At 64.5% G+C, this 18,310-nt stretch carries 18 protein-coding genes; 12 read left to right on the top strand and 6 right to left on the bottom strand.

Going from position 1 to position 18,310, the window contains the following annotated elements; translation table 11 throughout:
• Positions 1–85: 85 nt before the first annotated feature.
• The 4 genes from ACH79_RS31610 (at position 86) to ACH79_RS31625 (ending at position 4,591) form a co-directional block, all read left to right on the top strand.
• Positions 86–1,306, top strand: a complete 1,221-nt coding sequence (locus ACH79_RS31610; RefSeq protein WP_161854443.1) for an LL-diaminopimelate aminotransferase — start codon at positions 86–88, stop codon at positions 1,304–1,306.
• Between the two features lie 27 nt (positions 1,307–1,333).
• Complete coding sequence (locus ACH79_RS31615; protein WP_161854444.1) at positions 1,334–2,653, top strand: homoserine dehydrogenase; 1,320 nt, start codon at positions 1,334–1,336, stop codon at positions 2,651–2,653.
• A 78-nt stretch (positions 2,654–2,731) separates the two neighbouring features.
• The gene (glpX, locus tag ACH79_RS31620) at positions 2,732–3,730 is read left to right on the top strand and encodes a class II fructose-bisphosphatase (RefSeq protein WP_161854445.1); all 999 of its coding nucleotides are present in this window, start codon (positions 2,732–2,734) and stop codon (positions 3,728–3,730) included.
• Between the two features lie 141 nt (positions 3,731–3,871).
• Positions 3,872–4,591, top strand: a complete 720-nt coding sequence (locus ACH79_RS31625) for a haloacid dehalogenase type II (protein WP_161854446.1) — start codon at positions 3,872–3,874, stop codon at positions 4,589–4,591.
• Positions 4,592–4,595: 4 nt separating this feature from the next.
• Here the strand turns inward: ACH79_RS31625 and ACH79_RS31630 are convergent, their stop codons facing one another.
• Positions 4,596–5,690, bottom strand: a complete 1,095-nt coding sequence (locus tag ACH79_RS31630) for a methyl-accepting chemotaxis protein (RefSeq protein WP_161854447.1) — start codon at positions 5,688–5,690, stop codon at positions 4,596–4,598.
• Positions 5,691–5,996: 306 nt separating this feature from the next.
• On the opposite strand from ACH79_RS31630, the gene recJ reads away from it, so the two are divergent.
• Together recJ and ACH79_RS31640 are read left to right on the top strand one after the other, a co-directional pair.
• Entirely contained in the window at positions 5,997–7,838 is a 1,842-nt protein-coding gene (gene recJ / locus ACH79_RS31635; RefSeq protein ID WP_161854448.1) for a single-stranded-DNA-specific exonuclease RecJ, read from the top strand.
• Between the two features lie 33 nt (positions 7,839–7,871).
• Positions 7,872–8,681: a glucose 1-dehydrogenase gene (locus tag ACH79_RS31640; protein ID WP_161854449.1), complete on the top strand. Its 810-nt coding sequence runs from the start codon at positions 7,872–7,874 to the stop codon at positions 8,679–8,681.
• 50 nt (positions 8,682–8,731) lie between these two features.
• Here ACH79_RS31640 and ACH79_RS31645 read toward each other — a convergent pair whose 3' ends face one another.
• Positions 8,732–9,622: a LysR substrate-binding domain-containing protein gene (locus ACH79_RS31645; protein WP_161854450.1), complete on the bottom strand. Its 891-nt coding sequence runs from the start codon at positions 9,620–9,622 to the stop codon at positions 8,732–8,734.
• A gap of 109 nt (positions 9,623–9,731) precedes the next feature.
• Between ACH79_RS31645 and ACH79_RS31650 the strand changes: the two genes are divergently transcribed.
• Entirely contained in the window at positions 9,732–10,421 is a 690-nt protein-coding gene (locus tag ACH79_RS31650) for an FMN-dependent NADH-azoreductase (RefSeq protein ID WP_161854451.1), read from the top strand.
• A 66-nt stretch (positions 10,422–10,487) separates the two neighbouring features.
• Here the strand turns inward: ACH79_RS31650 and ACH79_RS31655 are convergent, their stop codons facing one another.
• Positions 10,488–11,720, bottom strand: a complete 1,233-nt coding sequence (locus tag ACH79_RS31655) for a lytic murein transglycosylase (RefSeq protein ID WP_161854452.1) — start codon at positions 11,718–11,720, stop codon at positions 10,488–10,490.
• Positions 11,721–11,786: 66 nt separating this feature from the next.
• The gene (locus ACH79_RS31660) at positions 11,787–12,374 is read right to left on the bottom strand and encodes a MarR family winged helix-turn-helix transcriptional regulator (protein WP_161854453.1); all 588 of its coding nucleotides are present in this window, start codon (positions 12,372–12,374) and stop codon (positions 11,787–11,789) included.
• Between the two features lie 50 nt (positions 12,375–12,424).
• Here ACH79_RS31660 and ACH79_RS31665 point away from each other — a divergent pair, with 50 nt between their 5' ends.
• On the top strand, positions 12,425–12,904 hold the full coding sequence (locus tag ACH79_RS31665; protein WP_161854454.1) for a carboxymuconolactone decarboxylase family protein: 480 nt from the start codon (positions 12,425–12,427) through the stop codon (positions 12,902–12,904).
• Positions 12,905–12,907: 3 nt separating this feature from the next.
• Here ACH79_RS31665 and ACH79_RS31670 read toward each other — a convergent pair whose 3' ends face one another.
• Positions 12,908–14,500 carry a M23 family metallopeptidase gene (locus ACH79_RS31670; RefSeq protein ID WP_161854455.1) on the bottom strand — a complete coding sequence of 531 codons (1,593 nt, stop codon included), beginning with the start codon at positions 14,498–14,500 and terminating at the stop codon, positions 12,908–12,910.
• A 43-nt stretch (positions 14,501–14,543) separates the two neighbouring features.
• Positions 14,544–15,110 carry an elongation factor P gene (gene efp, locus ACH79_RS31675; protein ID WP_057863529.1) on the bottom strand — a complete coding sequence of 189 codons (567 nt, stop codon included), beginning with the start codon at positions 15,108–15,110 and terminating at the stop codon, positions 14,544–14,546.
• Positions 15,111–15,585: 475 nt separating this feature from the next.
• Here efp and epmA point away from each other — a divergent pair, with 475 nt between their 5' ends.
• From epmA to ACH79_RS31695, 4 genes are read left to right on the top strand one after another with little or no spacing between them, the layout of a single operon-like run.
• Positions 15,586–16,638, top strand: coding sequence for an EF-P lysine aminoacylase EpmA (gene epmA, locus ACH79_RS31680; RefSeq protein ID WP_161854456.1), 1,053 nt, complete (start codon positions 15,586–15,588; stop codon positions 16,636–16,638).
• Positions 16,635–17,726 carry a lysine-2,3-aminomutase-like protein gene (locus ACH79_RS31685; RefSeq protein WP_161854457.1) on the top strand — a complete coding sequence of 364 codons (1,092 nt, stop codon included), beginning with the start codon at positions 16,635–16,637 and terminating at the stop codon, positions 17,724–17,726. The genes epmA and ACH79_RS31685 overlap by 4 nt, the downstream gene beginning before the upstream one ends.
• 7 nt (positions 17,727–17,733) lie before the next feature.
• The gene (locus tag ACH79_RS31690; protein ID WP_161854458.1) at positions 17,734–17,946 is read left to right on the top strand and encodes a hypothetical protein; all 213 of its coding nucleotides are present in this window, start codon (positions 17,734–17,736) and stop codon (positions 17,944–17,946) included.
• A 30-nt stretch (positions 17,947–17,976) separates the two neighbouring features.
• Positions 17,977–18,231 carry a hypothetical protein gene (locus ACH79_RS31695; RefSeq protein ID WP_161854459.1) on the top strand — a complete coding sequence of 85 codons (255 nt, stop codon included), beginning with the start codon at positions 17,977–17,979 and terminating at the stop codon, positions 18,229–18,231.
• Positions 18,232–18,310: the final 79 nt, after the last annotated feature.

Here is an 18,310-nt window from a genome sequence, read left to right on the forward strand (position 1 = left end):
GACTTCTGAACGAAACCCGTCCGGTTTCGATGGCTGCGAGAGTTCCAATCGATTCTGTCCTGCCGGTTGTCGGAGCAAGGGTCCCATGGAAGATTTTTACCGCATCCGCCGTCTGCCGCCTTACGTGTTCGAGAAGGTCAATCAGGCCAAGGCGGCCGCGCGCAATGCCGGGGCCGACATCATCGACATGGGCATGGGCAATCCGGATTTGCCGACGCCGCCCCATGTGCTCGACAAGCTGAAGGAGACGCTGGGCAAGCCGCGGACCGATCGCTACTCGGCCTCACGCGGCATCAACGGCCTGCGCAAGGCGCAAGCCGCCTATTACGCGCGGCGGTTCGGCGTAAAGCTCAATCCCGACACCCAGATCGTTGCGACGCTGGGTTCGAAGGAAGGCTTTGCCAATGTGGCGCAGGCGATTACCGCGCCCGGCGACGTCGTGCTGTGCCCGAACCCGAGCTATCCGATTCACGCCTTCGGTTTCCTGATGGCGGGCGGCGTGATCCGCTCGGTGCCCTCGGAACCGACGCCGCAATTCTTCGAGGCGGTGGAACGCGCGATCATCCATTCGATCCCGAAGCCGATCGCGCTGATCGTCTGCTATCCCTCGAACCCGACCGCCTATGTCGCCGACCTCGATTTCTACAGGGATCTGGTGGCGTTCGCGAAGAAGCACGAGATCTTCATCCTGTCGGATCTGGCCTATGCCGAAGTCTATTTCGACGACCAGAATCCGCCGCCCTCGGTGCTGCAGGTTCCCGGCGCGGTCGACGTCACCGTCGAGTTTACCTCGATGTCGAAGACGTTCTCGATGGCGGGCTGGCGGATGGGCTTTGCCGTCGGCAATGAGCGGATCATCGCCGCGCTGGCGCGGGTGAAATCCTACCTCGACTACGGCGCGTTCACGCCCATTCAAGTTGCCGCCACCGCGGCGCTAAATGGGCCGGACGATTGCATCAAGGAGATGCGCGACACCTACCGCAGGCGCCGCGACGCGCTGGTCGAATCCTTTGGCCGCGCAGGCTGGGATATTCCGCCACCGCAGGCCTCGATGTTCGCCTGGGCACCGCTGCCCAAGGCGTTCGAGGGCGTCGGCAGCATGCAATTCGCGACACTGATGGTGGAGAAGTCAGGCGTGGTGGTTTCGCCCGGCGTCGCCTTTGGCGAGCATGGCGAAGGCTATGTCCGCATCGCCATGGTGGAAAACGAGCAACGTATCCGCCAGGCCGCGCGCGGGGTGCGGCGCTTCCTTGAAAGCGGCATTGAAACGTTGCACAACGTGGTTCCTCTCGCCAACCGGCGCTAATTCCTTTTACTGCAGGTTCTCTCATTCATGGTCGCACCCCTCAGAGTGGGTATCGCGGGGCTCGGCACTGTTGGCGCCGAAGTCGTACGCCTCATCGAAGATCAGTCGCGGACGCTGTCCGAGCGCAGCGGGCGCGGCGTGCGCGTGGTTGCCGTCACCGCGCGCTCAAAGGCGAAAAAGCGTTCGCTCGACCTGCGCGGCATCGACTGGGCCAAGAGCCCGTTGGCGCTGGCCAGCGATCCCAACGTCGATTGCTTCGTCGAACTGATGGGCGGCTCCGGCGAGCCGGCGCTGTCGGCGATCGAGGCCGCGCTAAAGGCCGGCAAGTCGGTGGTAACTGCCAACAAGGCGCTGATCGCCAAGCACGGCGTGCGGCTGGCGAAGGCCGCCGAGAAGCACGGCGGGGCGCTCAACTATGAGGCGGCGGTGGGCGCCGCCATTCCCGTCATCAAGACCCTGCGCGAGGGGCTTTCCGGCACCGGCGTCAACCGCGTCTACGGCATCCTCAACGGCACCTGCAATTACATCCTGACCCGGATGGAGCAGGAGGGGCTGTCGTTCGCCGAATGCCTGAAGGACGCCCAGCGGCTCGGCTATGCCGAGGCCAATCCGTCCTTCGACGTCGATGGCCATGACACCGCGCAGAAGCTCGCGATCCTGGCGAGCCTCGCCTTCGGCACCAAGGTGGCGCAGAGCGCGGTCTATGTCGAAGGCATCTCCTCGATCACGCCGGAAGACCTTCGCGCGGCAGAGGAGTTGGGCTACCGCGTAAAGCTGCTTGGCGTGGCGGTGCGCACCGCCAAGGGAATCGAGCAGCGCGTGCATCCGACCATGGTGCCGAAATCGTCATCGATCGCGCAGGTGATGGGCGTCACCAACGCCGTGACCATCGACGGCGAGGGCATTCCCGCGATCACGCTGGTCGGGCCCGGCGCCGGCGGCGCCGCGACCGCGTCAGCGGTGGTAGCCGACATCGCCGACGTCGCGCGCGGCATCCGCGCAAAGCCATTCGGGCGTCCGGTGGAGCGGCTGCGCGATACCACCAAGGCGCCGATGGAGCGCCACGAGGGTGGCTACTACATCCGCCTGATGGCGCGCGATCTCGCCGGCACCGCCGCCACCATCGCCACCCACCTCGCCAAACAGAAGATTTCGCTGGAATCGATCGTGCAGCGTCATCCCGAAGGCGTGGACGCGAACGGCTCTGCGAAGAAAGCGTCACCGGTTCCGGTTATCCTGATCACCTACGCCACTTCCGAGGACGCGGTCTACCGCGCACTGGAGGCGGTGCAGCGCGACAAGGTGATCAGCGGCCGGCCGCAAGTGATACGGATCGAAAAGAACTGATGCGCGATCCGAACCGATCGCGCGTTATAGGATTGATTGCGGGCTGCGAGGCCTGTGCACGTTTAGAGGAGTAAGCCGATGTCGACCCATATTTCCGTTCCGCCGCAATTGCTGCTTGAGCGCATCCTCACGCTCGAAATCGTGCGGGTGACGGAACGTGCTGCGGTTTCAGCCGCGCGGCTGCGTGGCCACGGCCAGGAGAAGGCCGCGGATCAGGCCGCGGTCGATGCGATGCGCCGCGAACTCAACAAGCTGCCGATCGAAGGCACCATCGTGATCGGCGAGGGCGAGCGCGACGAGGCGCCGATGCTGTTCATCGGCGAGAAGGTCGGGCTGAATGCAGGTCCCCAGGTCGATATCGCCGTCGACCCGCTGGAAGGCACCACGCTCTGCGCCAAGAACATGCCGGGCGCGATCGCGACCATGGCGATGGCCGATGGCGGCACGCTGCTGCACGCGCCCGACGTCTACATGGAGAAGCTCGCGGTCGGTCCTGGCTACGACAAGGGCGTGGTTGAGCTCGACGCATCGCCCGCCGACAATGTCCGTCGCCTGGCGAAAGCCAAGGGCGTCGAGCCTGCCGCGATCACGGTGCTGGTGCTCGACCGCCCGCGCCACGCCGACATCATCGCCGGCGTCCGCTCAACCGGCGCCGCGGTGCGGCTGATCACCGACGGCGACGTCGCCGGCGTGATCCATTGCGCCGATCCTGACAACACCGGCGTCGACATGTATATCGGCACCGGCGGCGCGCCCGAGGGCGTGCTGGCGGCGGCAGCGCTGCGCTGCATCGGCGGCCAGATGCAGTGCCGGCTGATCCTCGACAGCGACGAGAAGCGCGCGCGCGCACACAAGATGGGCGTGACCGATCCGAAGATGATTTACGGCATCGAAGACATGGTACGGGGCGACTGCCTGTTTGCGGCAACCGGTGTCACCACAGGCTCGCTGCTCACGGGCGTCAAGTTCCGCAAGGATGTAATCGAGACCGAAACGGTGGTAATGCGATCGGTCACCGGCACGGTGCGCACCATCAAGGCCGAGCACCGGCAGTTGGACAAGTTCCACCTGGATTGAGTTGGTGACGACGTCGTTCCGGAGCGATGCGAAGCATCGAACTGTGGTGCGCAATTTGCGCACCTGAGAACCTCGAGATTTCGGGTTCGCGCTTTGCGCGGCCCGGAATGACAAAAAAGAAAAAATCAGGGGAGGGCGACGATGTCCGACGTATCAGCAGTGAAGGCGCTGGTGTTCGACGTGTTCGGCACCGTCGTCGACTGGCGCACCAGCCTCATCAACGATTTTACCGAGTGGTCGAAAACGTCAGGCATCAAGGCCGACTGGACTGCTTTGGTCGACGGCTGGCGCGGCGTCTACATGGCCTCGATGGACGAGGTGCGCAAACATCCGGAACGCGGCTATCAGATCCTGGACACACTGCACCGACGCTCGCTGGAAAAACTGGTCGCCGAGTTTTCGATCAAGGGACTGAGCGACGCTGATCTGCACTACCTGACCATGGGCTGGCATCGCCTGCATCCATGGCCCGACAGCGTGCCCGGCCTGACGCGGCTGAAGACAAAATACATCATCTCGCCGCTCTCCAACGGCAACGTCGCGCTGCTCACCAACATGGCGAAGTTCGCAGGACTCCCGTGGGACCTCATCATGTCGGCGGAATTGTTCGAGCACTACAAGCCCGATCCCGAAACCTATCTGGGCGCGGCAAGGCTGCTCTGCCTGCCACCGGAGCAGGTGATGATGGTCGCCGCCCATAATGGCGACCTCAAAGCTGCGCAGCAGAACGGTCTCAAGACCGCCTTCGTCGCGCGTCCCACCGAATACGGCCCGCACCAGAAATACGATTTCGAGGCCAAGGGCGACTGGGACATCGTCGCCAAGGATTTTGGCGGGATCGCCGACCGGCTGGGGTGCTAGCAGCTTACGTCGCGCCGGCCTGAATCACCCCGAACCAGCCGAGGCCTCTGTAGGTCTCGTAGCCAGGCGTGGCGTGGAACGCTACCATCGCGCCGGAGCGGTCCTGATGGAAGCCGGAGCGTCGCCCTTCCAGTGGGAGCGAAATCCGCTCGGTGAGCAGGCCCTGGCCGTCGGACGCCGCGATCACCCGGAAATTCGAATCGACCAGCAGCACGCGCGCCTTGTCGGCCGCGCCGACGCGCACGCCCTGAACGATGGCGCGGGCCTGCGGCTCCCAGTCGAAATGAATCGCGAGCACGCCGGTCGGCTTGCCATGCGCCTTGCCGCCTTCGCGCACGCTGGCGCAATAGGTCACGACCTGGGCGTTGCCGAGCAGGGGCTGGCATTCGACGTCGCCGATGGCGTAGTCGTCGCCGGAGCGCAGGGCGCGCGCGGCGCGAAACCACTTGGTCGCAGCCACGGTCTGGCCGGTCACGTTGAAACGATCCGCGCGGCCGTTGGCCAGCACATTGCCGTCGAGATCGCAGAGCCAAAGATCGAGATAGACGGTGTAAGCGCCGAGGATCACGGCCATCCGTTCCGACACATGGCTGACGGCGGCAGCTTGCGGCGATGCCGCGCAATCAACCACGGCGGAATCGGTCGCCCACCAGCGCACGTCGCAAGTGCGCTCATAGAGGTTGCGGTCGATCAGCTCGATGGCGTTCAGCGACAGGTCGACCATGCGCTCGCCGCGCGAGCGGTCGGCCATCTGCGCGATCGAGTTCATCAGATTGCCGGTCCGGTTGGTGAGCTGGCTTTCGAGCTCGCGGGCAATCGTTTCGACCTGCTGGCCGACGTTGCGGACTTCCTGCGCCACCACGGCAAAGCCGGCGCCTTGCGCGCCGGCGCGCGAGCTCTCGATCAGCGCGTTCAACGCCAGCATCTTCATCTGGTTGGTGATTTTCTGGATCGACTTGGTCTTCTCGCAGGCGACCTGGTTGACCTCGGCGGTCAACCTGGCGATCAGCGCGGAAACGTCGGCTTCGTCCTCGGCCCCCGCTGCGTTGGCCGGCTGTTTCTTGATCGTTGCGGTCTGGGAGCGAAGCGCGACGGACATTAGCGGGAATTCCTCAGTCTTTGTGCGGAAATCGATCTTCTGCGGATCGCCGGGGACTCAAATGAGAGCGTGTTCGACTCCTTTGTCGGGGATCATGGCTAACGATTGGTTTAAGTTTCGGCGGCTTGCGGGTAGTTTTGCCGGGACGAGTTGCATCTTCTTTGTGCAAGTCGTTTTTGTCGGCAGTAGCCCCTCGCAGGTACCCGACTGGGGTTCTGCGCCGCGATTCGGCGGGGGAAAGGCGCCCTCTATCGACCCGTTTGCGTTTGCCGCAGGGCCGCTTTGCCCCTATTTCTCGAAGGCATCATGATCCTCCCCGCATCTGCACTGCCCGTTGAAGCACCGCCGGCGTTTCTCGGCGTGTCGCGTTCGGCGACCGGCAAATTGTGGCGGGACCGGCTCGACGCCAGGGGGGCGGCGCGGGCGCTGGCGATCACGCAGCGCTACCAGTTGCCAGAGATGCTGGCGCGCGTGCTGGCGGGCCGCGATGTCGGCATCGACGACGTCGAGGATTTTCTCGATCCGACCATCCGCAAGTTGATGCCGGATCCCCACACCGTGACGCAGATGGAAGTGGCGGCCAAGCGCATTGCCGATGCGGCGATGCGCGGGGAGAAAGTCGCGATCTTCGGCGATTACGACGTCGACGGCGCCACCTCGGCGGCGCTGCTGGCCTGGCACTTGCGCCATTGCGGGCTCGATCCGCTGATCCACATTCCCGACCGCATCTTCGAGGGTTACGGGCCCAATGTGGAGGCGGTGCGGGCGCTTTCGGCCAAGGGCGCGACGCTGCTGGTCACGGTCGATTGCGGCACCACCAGCATCGAGCCGCTGGCGGAAGCGCGCAAGCTCGGCATGTCCGTCGTCGTCATCGATCATCACCAGACCGGGGAGGAGTTGCCCGAGGTCGATGCGCTGGTGAACCCGAACCGGCCGGACGACCTATCCGGCCTCGGTCATCTTGCCGCCGTCGGGCTTGTGCTGATCACGCTGGTGGCGGTGAACCGGGAACTGCGCGGCCGCGGCTTCTGGAATGCCGAGCGGCCGGAGCCGGATCTGCTCGGCATGCTGCATCACGTGGCGCTCGGCACCGTGGCCGACGTCGCGCCGCTGATGGGGCTCAACCGCGCCTTTGTCGCCAAGGGCCTAATCGCGATGCGCCGCCGCGACCATGTCGGCCATACCGCGCTGATGGATGTGGCGCGGCTGAACGGGCCGCCCGAAGCCTGGCATCTCGGCTTCATGCTGGGGCCGCGCATCAATGCGGGGGGGAGGATCGGGCGCGCCGATCTCGGCGTGCGGCTCCTGCTGGAGGGCGATGTTTCCGAGGCCGCGCGGATCGCGGCCGAGCTCGACCGGCTCAACGGCGAGCGCCGCGTCATCGAACAGGCGGCCGAGGCGCAGGCCGAAGCCGAGGCGCTGGCCTCGCTGGGGCTCGAGGACAAAGGCGCTGTCATTGTCACCGCGGCCGAAGGCTGGCATCCCGGCATCGTCGGCCTCGTCGCCTCGCGGCTGAAGGAAAAGTTTGCACGTCCCGCCTTTGCCATTGCGCTGGAGCCGGGCGGCATCGGCACCGGATCGGGCCGCTCGATCTCGGGCGTCGATCTCGGCAAGGCGGTGCGCCAGGCGGTGAAGGAGCGGATCCTGATGAAGGGCGGCGGCCACGCCATGGCGGCCGGCGTGACGCTGCGGAAAGAGAAACTCGCGGAGTTTCGCGCCTTCATGGAAAGCGCGCTGGCCGAGGATGTCGCCAATTCGCGGCACGAGAACGAGCTGTTCATTGACGGCGCGATCAGCGCGCGCGGTGTGACGGTGGAATTCGCCAACACGCTGAACCGCGCCGGGCCGTTCGGCGCCGCCAATCCGGAGCCGGTGATCGCGCTGCCGGCGCATCAGCTCGTCTATGCCGACGAAGTGGGCCAGGCTCACCTGCGCGTGCGCTTCAAGTCAGGTGACGGCGCCATCGTCAACGGCATCGCGTTTCGCGCGGTCGGACAAAAACTCGGCCAGGCGCTGACGCAGAACCGCGGCCAGCCGTTGCATGTGGCGGGGTCGCTCGCGGTCGATCGCTTCCAGGGTTCGGAACGTGTCCAGATGCGCGTGCTCGACGTCGCGGTGCCGGACCCAGGGCCGGCCGTGATCAGGTAGTTTAACAACCAAAAACAACAAACGGGAGAAGACATGACAGGGCAGGTTCAGGGCAAGGTCGCGCTGGTGACAGGCGGTGCATCCGGCATTGGCGAAGCGGTCTCCGAATTGCTGGCGCGCGAGGGCGCATCGGTCGCGGTGACCGATGTCGACGATTTGAAAGGCCCCGAGGTCGTCGCGCGGATCAAGAAGGTCGGTGGCGAGGCGAACTTTTGGCATCACGATGTCACCAGCGAGGAGCGCTGGATCGAGGTCATGGCTGATGTCATGAAGCGTTACGGCCGGCTGGACGTGCTGGTTTCCAACGCCGGCATCGGCATTTCCGTGCCGTCGATCACCGAAATGTCGCTCAGGGATTGGCGGCGGCAGACCGCGATCAATCTCGACGGTGTGTTTCTCTCGGTGAAACACTGCCTGCCGCCGATGCGCAAGACCGGCGGCGGCTCCGTGATCATGATGTCGTCGCTGGCGGGCTTGCGCGGCGCGGCCGGTCTTTCCGGCTATTGCGCCACCAAGGGCGGCGTGCGGCTGTTTGCGAAAGCGATCGCGATGGAATGCGCGACGTTCGGCGACGGTATCCGCGTCAACTCGGTGCACCCCGGCATCATCGACACGCCAATCTGGGGCAAGATTCCGACGGAAGCTGCGGTCAGCGGACAGAATGCGCCGATCGATCCCGAGGAACGCGCGAAACTGGTGACGCCGCTCGGACGAGCCGGGCACGCCGAGGAGATCGCGCAAGGCGTGCTGTATCTGGCGTCGGATGCTTCGCGCTATGTGACGGGGACCGAGCTCGTCATCGATGGCGGGATGTTTGCGGGTGGCATCGCGCGGAGGACTTGAGACGTAACGCGTGCGGAATTTGCTTCTTCGGTGTGACGGGCGTCAGAGCACTATTGGGACGCTGCGGTGAATTGCGCCCGCAGCCAAGTCTGCACCGCCTCGATCGGCTCGCTCAGCGGCCTGTCCCGGCCGCGCACCAGATGCAAAGAGAAGCCCTCAAGCTCCGGTCCGAACGGGACCTCCAACGTGCCCTGCGCCAAGTCGTCGGAGACCAGCAGCAGGCTATGAAGCGCGATCCCGGCGCCAGCAACCGTTGCCTGGATCGCATGGGTCTCATCGCTGAAGCGCAAGCCCGCCCGCGCATCGATGCCGTCCATACCGGCAATTTTCATCCAGCGGCGCCAGGTCGGATTGCGGGGATCGCGACGATACCAGTCGAAATGAAGCAAAGTTGCTGACTGCAGGTCGCGCGCCTTCTTGATACCGAGACGCGGACTTGCCACCGGCGCAAAGCGATCGACGGTCAGGGTCTCGGCGACCAGATCGGGATAGGGTCCGGGGCCATAGCGCAGGGCGAGATCAGCGACACCCGCACCGAGGTCGACGGCCTCCAGCGTCGCGAGCAATGTGAGATCGATGTCCGGTCGTGTCTGGCGAAATGCTTCGATGCGCGGCACCAGCCACTTGGCCGCGAAAGCCGGCGTCGCGGAGAGCGTCACCACGGTGCGCCGCGGCGTGCGGCTCAAGCCGTCGATAACGCGTGCAAAGGAATCGAAGCCGTCGCGCAGGACCGGCAGCAATACTTGCCCTGCCGCCGTGAGCAGTACCTGGCGCGTACGCCGTTCGAACAAGCTTACGCCGATCGCTTCCTCAAGCTGCCGCACCTGATGACTGACTGCCGTTGGCGTGACGTGCAGTTCGTGCGCTGCGCGCTTGAAGCTCAGATGTCGGGCGGCGGCCTCGAACGTGCGCAGGCCAATCAATGGAGGCAGACGTCTCATTGCTGCGGCCTATAGATGAATTCTACTCAGCCATAGGCTGAGTAATTTGCGTTTGTCAATGCGGCTTTCTGCACCGATCTAAGAATCTACAGATGATCGGAGATTTGCCATGAAGCTGTTACGAATTGATTCCAGCGCGCGTTCCCATGCCTCAGACCAAAGTTCGCGCGGATCGCATACACGCAGGCTCACCAATCGGTTTACTCGGCGCTGGCTGCAACAGCGGCCGAATGATGTTCTGATCAGTCGCGATGTCGGCCAATCACCGCCGCATCCCGTCGCCGAAAAATGGATCGGGGCCGCCTTCACCAAGCCCGACCAACGCGAGGCGTGGATGAGCGAGACGCTGGCCGAAAGCGATGCGCTCATCAACGAACTGATCGCGGCCGATTTGGTCGTCGCCGGCGTGCCGATGTACAATTTCGGGATGCCAGCGCAGTTCAAGGCCTATATCGACAACGTCGTGCGGGTCGGTCGCACGTTCGGTTTTGACCGTTCACGGCCGGACGATCCCTATACGCCGCTGCTGGCGGGGATGGACAAGCGTCTTGTCTTGCTCGGGTCGCGCGGCGATTACGGGTACGATCCCGGCGGCCGCATCGCTCATATCAATCATGTGGAAGGCGCTATCCGCGATGTGTTCGCATTTCTCGGCGTCACCGCATTCCACAGCGTTGCGGTAGAGTATGACGAGTTCGGCGGTGATCGCTTGCAGGCGTCCATTGCGGCGGCTGAACGCGCGGTCGATGAACTGGTCGATCAGGTAGTGCGGGAAGCGGAGCAGCGGGAAGCGGCTTGAGCGCGTCTCGTCGCGGAGCCTTGACGAGAGGACGCTTGATGATCCTGTCGCTTCCGATCCTGGTCGCTATCCACCCTGCCTCAATCGCGCCAGCACCTTCAGGCCGCCATAGCCATCCGCCGGCAGGAGCCCCATCTTGGTCTGATAATCCCTGACCGCCTTCATGGTGTCGTTGCCGACACGGCCGTCGGTGCCGCCGGTGTCGAAGCCCGCTTTGGTCAGCCGCGTCTGCAGCTCCTGCACCTCGGGGAGCGTGAGCGCGCGCTCCGAGCCGGGGAAGGGGTTGATGAAGGGCGGGGCGCCCAGAATGCGGTCGCCGAGATGGCAGATCGCGAGCGCGTAGTTCATCGACGGGTTATAGCTCTTCACCGAATAGAAGTTCGGGCCGAGCAGGAACGAAGGGCCGCCTGAGACCGGCACCCACATCTGCGCTGACGCGTTCGGCTGCGGGAACGGCTTGCCGTCGGCGCGGGTGACGCCGGCGCTGGCCCATGCCGCATAGGTCCGGCTGCCGCTCGAAGATCCCCCTGAGCTGCGGACTTCATAGCCCCAGTGCTCGCCGCGGTGATACTTGCCGCGGTTGAGCAGATAGCGCGCGCTGGAGCCGAGCGCGTCGTCGGGCTTGCCGAACGGCGAGACGCGGCCGTCCTTGTCATAGTCCATGCCGACATTGAGCCAGACTTCCGGCATCCATTGCGTGTGGCCCATTGCGCCGGCCCAGGATCCCCGCATTTCGTCTGGCGTGCCCCAGCCGCGATCGACGATTTTCAGCGCGTTGATGAGTTCGGTTTCCCAATAGGCGCGGCGGCGCGGTTCATTCCAGGCAAGAGCTGCGAGTGCCGGAAAGATCGGGCGCATATGGTTCTGCTGCACCAGGGGATCGCCATAGGCTGACTCAACGCCCCATAGCGCCAGCAGCGTGCCGCGCTCGACGCCAAAATCCTGCTCGATCCGCGCGAACAGCGGCTCGTGCTTTTTCAGCGCCTCGCGGCCGTGGATGATGCGCCAGTCGGAGACACGGCGGTTGATGTATTGCCAGATCTGCTCGTGGAATTCCGGCTGCTTCTGCATCTGCCGGAACACGGTCATGTCGGGCTCGATGCGCCCCATCACCCGCGTCCAGGTCGCGTCCGAAATGCCTTTGGCCAGTGCGCGGGCGCGAAAATTGTCGCGCCACTGGTCGAAGCCGGCCGGCGCCGCAATCGCGACGGATGGCGCGGCGAGCAGGATGCCGCCGCCGAGGCCGGCTTTCAGCAGGGCGCGGCGGGTCGGGTCATCAAGGGAATCAGGCTGGTTCATGCCCCCATTCTACCGGGGCGGGACGCCCGGGCCAAAAGCCATGACGCCGCGGGAACCGGCGAATTCTTACAAATCCGCGGCTATTTTGGCGAGCCAGCGGCGGATCGTGCGCTCCGCCTCGGCGGAAAGCCCGGCGGCCAGCCGCTGTTCGACCGTCTCGGCGTGCCGCCGGCATCGACCCAGCAGCGCCGCGCCCCGCGGCGTCACCGTCCATTGCAGCATCCTGCCGTGGACCGGATGCGGAGTTTTGCGGATGGCGCCGTCGCGCTCGAGATTACGGATGATGACGCCGACGGTCTGCGGCGTCAGCATCGCGACCCGTGCGAGCTCCGCGCCGGACAGGCCGGGATAGGCCTTGAGCATCGTCAGCACCACGAATTGCGGGGAGGTGACGCCGAGTTCGGCCAGCGAACGCTCCATCGCGAGCCGGGTCGCGCCTTGCGCCTGGCGCAGGAGATAGGCGAGGTAGCCCTGTTCGCCGCGCTTTCCTTCGCCGGGCGGCGGCGGGCGCAGCATCAATGGTGCGCGATTTTCGCCGGATTTTTGCGGCCGTCGCCCGGCTTTTCCGGCCGGCGGTTTTTGTTTCGCTTGTGGAGTTTTCACCGATGGATTTCGCGATCGCGCGGCCGTGGTCTGCGATGCCTTGCGCTGCATATCAGTGCTCTTATAATCAATCAGAGCACTGATAACATGAGGAACGGCCGATGTCACACGCCCGCAAGGAATATAAAGATTTCATGGCGCTGACGCCGGATGCCTATGCGGCCGTGCTTGAGCTCAGCCAGATCGCCGGCAAGGCGGGCATGGACAAGCAGCTGCTCGAACTGATCAAGCTGCGCGTCTCGCAGATCAACGGTTGCGCCTTCTGCGTGCAGTATCACATTCTGGAAGGCGAGAAGCTCGGCGTATCCACCGACAAGCTCAACCTCGTGGTGGTCTGGCGCGAGGCGCCACAGTTTTCGCAACGCGAGCGCGCGGCGCTGGCCTGGACGGAAGCGCTGACCTTGCTGAGGGACGGCGTCAGCGACGAGGTCTATGCACAGGCGAGCGCGGAGTTCTCCGAAAAAGAACTGGCCTATCTCACCTCAGCGGTGGCGTCGATCAATGTCTGGAACAGGTTCGGCGCGGCGTTTCGCTGGACGCCGCCGGCGCGGAAGCACGCCGTGGGCGCCGCGGCTTCGTAGCGATCAGTTCTCGCGACGGCCGTCGCGCGCAGCGTGGCGGATGACGTCCTCCGGCAGCGCATGTGCCACGGCGGCGGCCGGAGGTTGGGTGCCGATCTCGCGGCCGCGGCCGCGGATCAGCCGTTCATAGGACGCGATCAGGGTGGTGTAGGGATTGACCCAGATCCAGCCGTCGCGCGTGAACACCTGCACGTCGAAGTGCAGGTGGTACGACGTGCCATTGGGGAAATCGAGATAGTTGGAGACCACGCCGATCTTCTCGCCCTCGGCGACGCGGCGGCCGTTGAGGACGCCGTCGGCGTCCAAGGCTGACGGGTTCATGTGCATGTAGCGGAAGCGGATGTGCTCGTTGCTTGTGTTGATTTGCAGCGTCGCTGCCTGCTGCTTGAGGGAACGGATGATGACACCGTCGCGGACGGCGACGACGGCCTGTTTCCGCGGATGGCAGGTGCTCTCGGCACCGCTGTTCGGCGGGCAGGGCGCAGGGCGGATGTCCTGGCCTTGATGGCCGAAGCCGGCCGCGCATTGGCCGACCTGGAAGCTGCGCGCCTCGCAAAAATTGTCCCGCCACGGATAGACGCCGTTGCGTTCGCCTGATTTGCGCGTGCCGAACTGCTGCGAGCTGACCAGGGCCGGGGCTCTCGCCAGCGGAAAGCGGATCTGCGAATAGACCGCGAGATCGACGTGGCCGCCGCGCCTGCGCGCGCCGCTGCGGGCGATGATGTCGCCGCTCGGGCGATAGGTGAAGTCAGCAGAAGCCGCTGCCGGGCGCTCGGCAATGGCGGAGGGAATATCGAAGCGTGGGCGCGCCGGCTGGCCTCCGGCGATGCGTAGCGCTTTCAGGAAACGCTCGGCGATCGGATAGGCCTCGCGGCAGGCGAGCCTGCGCGGGCGCGGCGCTGAATCGAGGCACTGGATCGACACCACATAGGGCACGCCGAAACGGGTGAAGGCGTAGCGCACATAGCCTTCGCGGATGAAGCGGCGCATGTCAGGGAATTGCGCCGCCAGCGCCTTGACCGGCTCGCCCTTGCCGCCGAGCGGATCGGCGAGGTCGTAGACCAGCACCGAGCCCGTGATCTGCACCTCGACCGGCCGGGCGAACGTTCGCGACGGCAGGCCGTCGCCGGCGCCGGGCTCCAGCGAAAACACCGCGTCGTAGCCGGAGGCGCCGGCGTGAAACACATCGACGGGGCGGAAGTCGGCCTGATAGCGCGACACCGCCGGATGGCGCGTGCCACGGGCCTGGGCCTCGAGATAGGCCGCGGTGTCGAACGGCAACAGCACCGGTACCGGACTGTTTCCGATTCCGGTGAACATCGGCGAATTGATCGCGTTCAACTGCACCAGCGCGGGCGTTGCGCGCGGATCCCCTGTGGGCAGCCGCGCCCGGCCTGCGAAGGTGAAGCGCGAGGCGATCGATGGCCGGGAGTTGATCTCGGTGCGAAGCTGATCGAGAACGGCGCGCCATTCGACGCGAATGGCCGAAATCGACGGCGTCCGGAACTCATTGGCGGAAACGCCGGTGATCCCGGCAAGGAGCAAACAAAAGGCTGCCAGCCACCGCGAGAGCAAGCTGACAGCCTTCGTATCCAATGCATCGCCCCCCGGCGTATGCTCCGTAGCCTATGGCGCGGTGTTAATCCTTTGCGCGCTCGACGTAGGAGCCGTCCTCGGTCATCACCACAATCCGTGTTCCCGTTCCAATATGCGGCGGCACCGAGGTCCGCACGCCGTTGGAGAGGATAGCAGGCTTGTAGGAGGAAGACGCGGTCTGACCCTTGGTGACCGGCTCGGTCTCCACAACTTCGAGGGTCGCGCGCTGCGGCAACTGGATGGCGACCGGATTGAGGTCGTGCATCGACAGCTTCACCGTCATGTTTTCCTGCAAATAGGGTGCGGACGATCCCACGATCTCCTTCGACACCTGGACCTGGTCATAGGTCTCGGCGTTCATGAAGTGGAAGCCGTCGCCATCTTCATAGAGGTAGTTGAAATTGCGGTCCTCGACGGTGGCCTTCTCGACCTGGTCGGTGGTCTTGTAGCGTTCCGACACCTTCACGCCATCGCCGATGCGGCGCATTTCGATCTGGCTGACCGGGGTTCCCTTGCCCGGATGGATGTTTTCGGCCGAAAGGACGACATAGAGCTTGCCGTCCTGCTCGATGACGTTGCCCTTGCGAATAGAACTGGCGATGACTTTCAAAGCTGTTTTCCCGAATTTCTGGCCTTCGGCCACACCGGACATGGGCGTCCGCAGGGCCAATCAGGCGGTTTCGGGCTGCAACATACTGATTTTGCCCGTCGATGCCAGCGTTTTGCGGCCGCTTCAGCGAGGCCCCTGAGGCCGTCAACGGCCCTGTTTCGCCGTGTCAGCCGGCGACGGTGGCAAGTAATTTGACGGTGGGGCTGAACGATGCCGATGGCTCTGAAAGCAACGTTTTAAGCGGTTCGCGATTGCTCGCAGCATCCATGGGCTGCGTCGACATCCACCGGGCGAATGGACAATCAGAGCGTCTTTCGACATGAAATGACCGATCTGGAGCCGGACCTCGCCGTCTGCTCCCGGCCAGTCGTATCGGTCGCAAAGAAAGTTGAACAATATCAATGGTATTTGTCGATTCCCTGAACACCTTGATTGGCTCCGCTGAGGATGCTCGGCGGATTCGGGACCGGCTGTGATGGGTGGAACCGACCAGCCGTCGCCGTGGTGGTCGGCCGCGCGGCACGCCGACCGCAAGCCGTTCCTGATGGCGCGAAGCGCGATCACGCGGGCGGTGCGCGGCTGGTTCGACGAGCAGGGCTTTACGGAGGTGGAGACCGGCATCCTGCAGGTCTCGCCGGGTAACGAGACGCACCTGCATGCGCCCCGTACCGAGATCGTCGGCAACGACGCCAGCCGCGCGACCCGCTATCTGCGGACGTCGCCGGAGTTCGCCGCCAAGAAACTGCTCGCCGCCGGTGAGTCCAAAATATTCGAATTCGCGCGCGTGTTCCGCGACCGCGAGCGCGGTGATCTGCATCTGCCCGAATTCACGATGCTGGAATGGTATCGCGCTGACGCCAGCTATGACGCTGTCATGGCCGATACCATCGTCGTCATCGCCCATGCGGCGCAGGCAACCGGGATCGGCCGGTTTTCGTTCCGCGGCAGAACGGCCGATCCGTTTGCCGAGCCGGAACTGCTGACTGTCGCGGCAGCGTTCGAACGCTTTGCAGGAATCGATCTACTCTCCACCATCAGCCATGGCGAGGGCGATCGCGCGGCGCTTGCGGCGGCGGCTAAATCGCGGGTGCGGATCACGGGGGACGACACCTGGTCGGACATCTTCAGCAAGGTGCTGGTCGAGCATGTCGAACCGAACCTGGGGCAGGGACGTTTGACTGTGCTGTTCGAGTATCCGGCGCCCGAAGCCGCTCTGGCGCGGACGAAGGCGGCCGATCCGCGCGTCGCCGAACGTTTTGAGGTCTATGCCTGCGGCGTCGAACTCGCCAATGGCTTTGGCGAACTGACCGATGCCGACGAACAGCGCCGCCGTTTCGCCGCAGCGATGGACGAGAAGGAGCGGCGCTACGGCGAGCGCTATCCGCTGGATGAGGATTTTCTCGCGGCCGTTGCCGAGATGCCGCCATCGAGCGGGGTCGCGCTCGGTTTCGACCGGCTGGTGATGCTGGCCAGCGGCGCGCTGCGGGTGGATCAGGTGGTGTGGACGCCGCCTTCGGGAGAGACATGAACAGGATCGATCCGAAATTGTCGGCAACGCTGCGGCGGCCCGCCGATCTCGTCGAGCGCGGATTGGCGAAGGCGGCGGAGCTCGCTGACCTCGAACGGGTCGCCGCGCGCTATGCGATTGCCGTGACGCCTGAGCTCGCCAACCTGATCGACACGGAAAATCCGGATGATCCGATCGCTCGGCAGTTTATCCCGAGCGCGCTCGAACTGGTGAGCGCGCCGGGCGAAAATGCTGATCCGATCGGCGACGACGCGCATTCGCCGGTTAGCGGCATCGTTCATCGCTATCCCGACCGCGTGCTGTTCAAGCTGGTGCATGTCTGCGCGGTGTATTGCCGCTTCTGCTTCCGCCGCGAGATGGTCGGACCCGGCAAGGCCACCGCGTTGTCGGATGCGGCCTATCGCGACGCGCTGGACTATATCCGCGAGCACACGGAAATCTGGGAGGTCATCCTGACCGGCGGCGATCCCTTGATGCTGTCGCCGCGGCGGCTGGCCGAAATCATGGCCGACCTTGCGGCCATCGATCATGCTAAAATTGTTCGCATCCACACCCGCGTGCCAGTGGCGGCGCCCGCGCGTATCGATGGCAATATGATCAGGGCATTGAAAGTCGATGGTGCGACGACCTGGATCGCCGTCCACGCCAATCATCCGCGCGAACTATCGGGCGAGGCACGAACCGCCTGCGCGCGGCTAGCCGACGCCGGCATTCCGCTGGTGAGCCAGACGGTGCTGCTCCGCGGCGTCAATGATGACGCCGCCACGCTGGAAGCCCTGATGCGCGCCTTCGTCGAAAACCGGATCAAGCCCTATTACCTGCATCATGGCGATCTGGCGCCGGGGACCGCGCATCTGCGCACCACGATCGCGGAAGGCCGGGAACTGATGCGAAATTTGCGTGGCCGCATCTCGGGCCTGTGCCAGCCGGAATATGTGCTCGATATTCCCGGCGGCCATGGAAAGGCGCCGATTGGACCGAATTATTTGTCGCATGCAAGTTCCAGTGAATCTGAACTATCCTCGGAAACGCAGTATCGTATCGTCGACTATTGCGGCGACGTTCACCTCTATCCGCCAAAGCCGTGATCTCGCGATGACGGAGGACGGCGAGGAGAAACGGGAGCCGCAAGAAGAAGAGCGCCATCGCGGAATCGAAAACGCGGTGCTGCTCGGCTTCTTCGTGGTGCTGGTGGCCGCCGGAATCTGGTTGCTCGGCACCATGGCCGACGTACGAAAGGCGCAGGACTGCGCGGCCCAGGGACGCCGCAACTGCGCCACGATCGACGTGCCGGAACGGACACGTTAATTGAATTTAATAAAAGGCGGGAGAATCAGGATGCAAAAAACAACCTTGTCGGTCGCGCTGATGGTCCTGCTCGGCATGCCTGCTGCGTTCGCGCAGGGCGGGACGTCGACAATGCCAAAGAGTAGCAGCCCGAGTGCTGGAGGGATTCCGGAGGCGCCGATCGGACACCGTCAGCCTCGCCGCAGCGACGTGCCCGAAAAGAACGTGACTGACCCGAACGATCCCTTGAGCAAGGAAAACGCAGCGCTCGACCGCAAGATCAAGAGCATCTGCCGCGGCTGCTAGGGAACCTGCTCCCTGAGAACCGGAAAGCGATGGTTGCTGCGATCCCTGTTGGCTTGCGGCTGATCTCCGCTTGCGATCT

Origin of the sequence: Bradyrhizobium sp. CCBAU 051011 (assembly GCF_009930815.1) — a bacterium.
Taxonomy (GTDB): Bacteria; Pseudomonadota; Alphaproteobacteria; order Rhizobiales; family Xanthobacteraceae; genus Bradyrhizobium.

Bases quoted from the DNA above. Each gene is read 5' to 3' on its own strand.
- ACH79_RS31610 (WP_161854443.1), top strand. From the start codon at position 86: ATGGAAGATTTTTACCGCATCCGCCGTCTGCCGCCTTACGTGTTCGAG.
- ACH79_RS31615 (WP_161854444.1), top strand. From the start codon at position 1,334: ATGGTCGCACCCCTCAGAGTGGGTATCGCGGGGCTCGGCACTGTTGGC.
- glpX (WP_161854445.1), top strand. From the start codon at position 2,732: ATGTCGACCCATATTTCCGTTCCGCCGCAATTGCTGCTTGAGCGCATC.
- ACH79_RS31625 (WP_161854446.1), top strand. From the start codon at position 3,872: ATGTCCGACGTATCAGCAGTGAAGGCGCTGGTGTTCGACGTGTTCGGC.
- ACH79_RS31630 (WP_161854447.1), bottom strand. From the start codon at position 5,690: ATGTCCGTCGCGCTTCGCTCCCAGACCGCAACGATCAAGAAACAGCCG.
- recJ (WP_161854448.1), top strand. From the start codon at position 5,997: ATGATCCTCCCCGCATCTGCACTGCCCGTTGAAGCACCGCCGGCGTTT.
- ACH79_RS31640 (WP_161854449.1), top strand. From the start codon at position 7,872: ATGACAGGGCAGGTTCAGGGCAAGGTCGCGCTGGTGACAGGCGGTGCA.
- ACH79_RS31645 (WP_161854450.1), bottom strand. From the start codon at position 9,622: ATGAGACGTCTGCCTCCATTGATTGGCCTGCGCACGTTCGAGGCCGCC.
- ACH79_RS31650 (WP_161854451.1), top strand. From the start codon at position 9,732: ATGAAGCTGTTACGAATTGATTCCAGCGCGCGTTCCCATGCCTCAGAC.
- ACH79_RS31655 (WP_161854452.1), bottom strand. From the start codon at position 11,720: ATGAACCAGCCTGATTCCCTTGATGACCCGACCCGCCGCGCCCTGCTG.
- ACH79_RS31660 (WP_161854453.1), bottom strand. From the start codon at position 12,374: ATGCAGCGCAAGGCATCGCAGACCACGGCCGCGCGATCGCGAAATCCA.
- ACH79_RS31665 (WP_161854454.1), top strand. From the start codon at position 12,425: ATGTCACACGCCCGCAAGGAATATAAAGATTTCATGGCGCTGACGCCG.
- epmA (WP_161854456.1), top strand. From the start codon at position 15,586: ATGGGTGGAACCGACCAGCCGTCGCCGTGGTGGTCGGCCGCGCGGCAC.
- ACH79_RS31685 (WP_161854457.1), top strand. From the start codon at position 16,635: ATGAACAGGATCGATCCGAAATTGTCGGCAACGCTGCGGCGGCCCGCC.
- ACH79_RS31690 (WP_161854458.1), top strand. From the start codon at position 17,734: ATGACGGAGGACGGCGAGGAGAAACGGGAGCCGCAAGAAGAAGAGCGC.
- ACH79_RS31695 (WP_161854459.1), top strand. From the start codon at position 17,977: ATGCAAAAAACAACCTTGTCGGTCGCGCTGATGGTCCTGCTCGGCATG.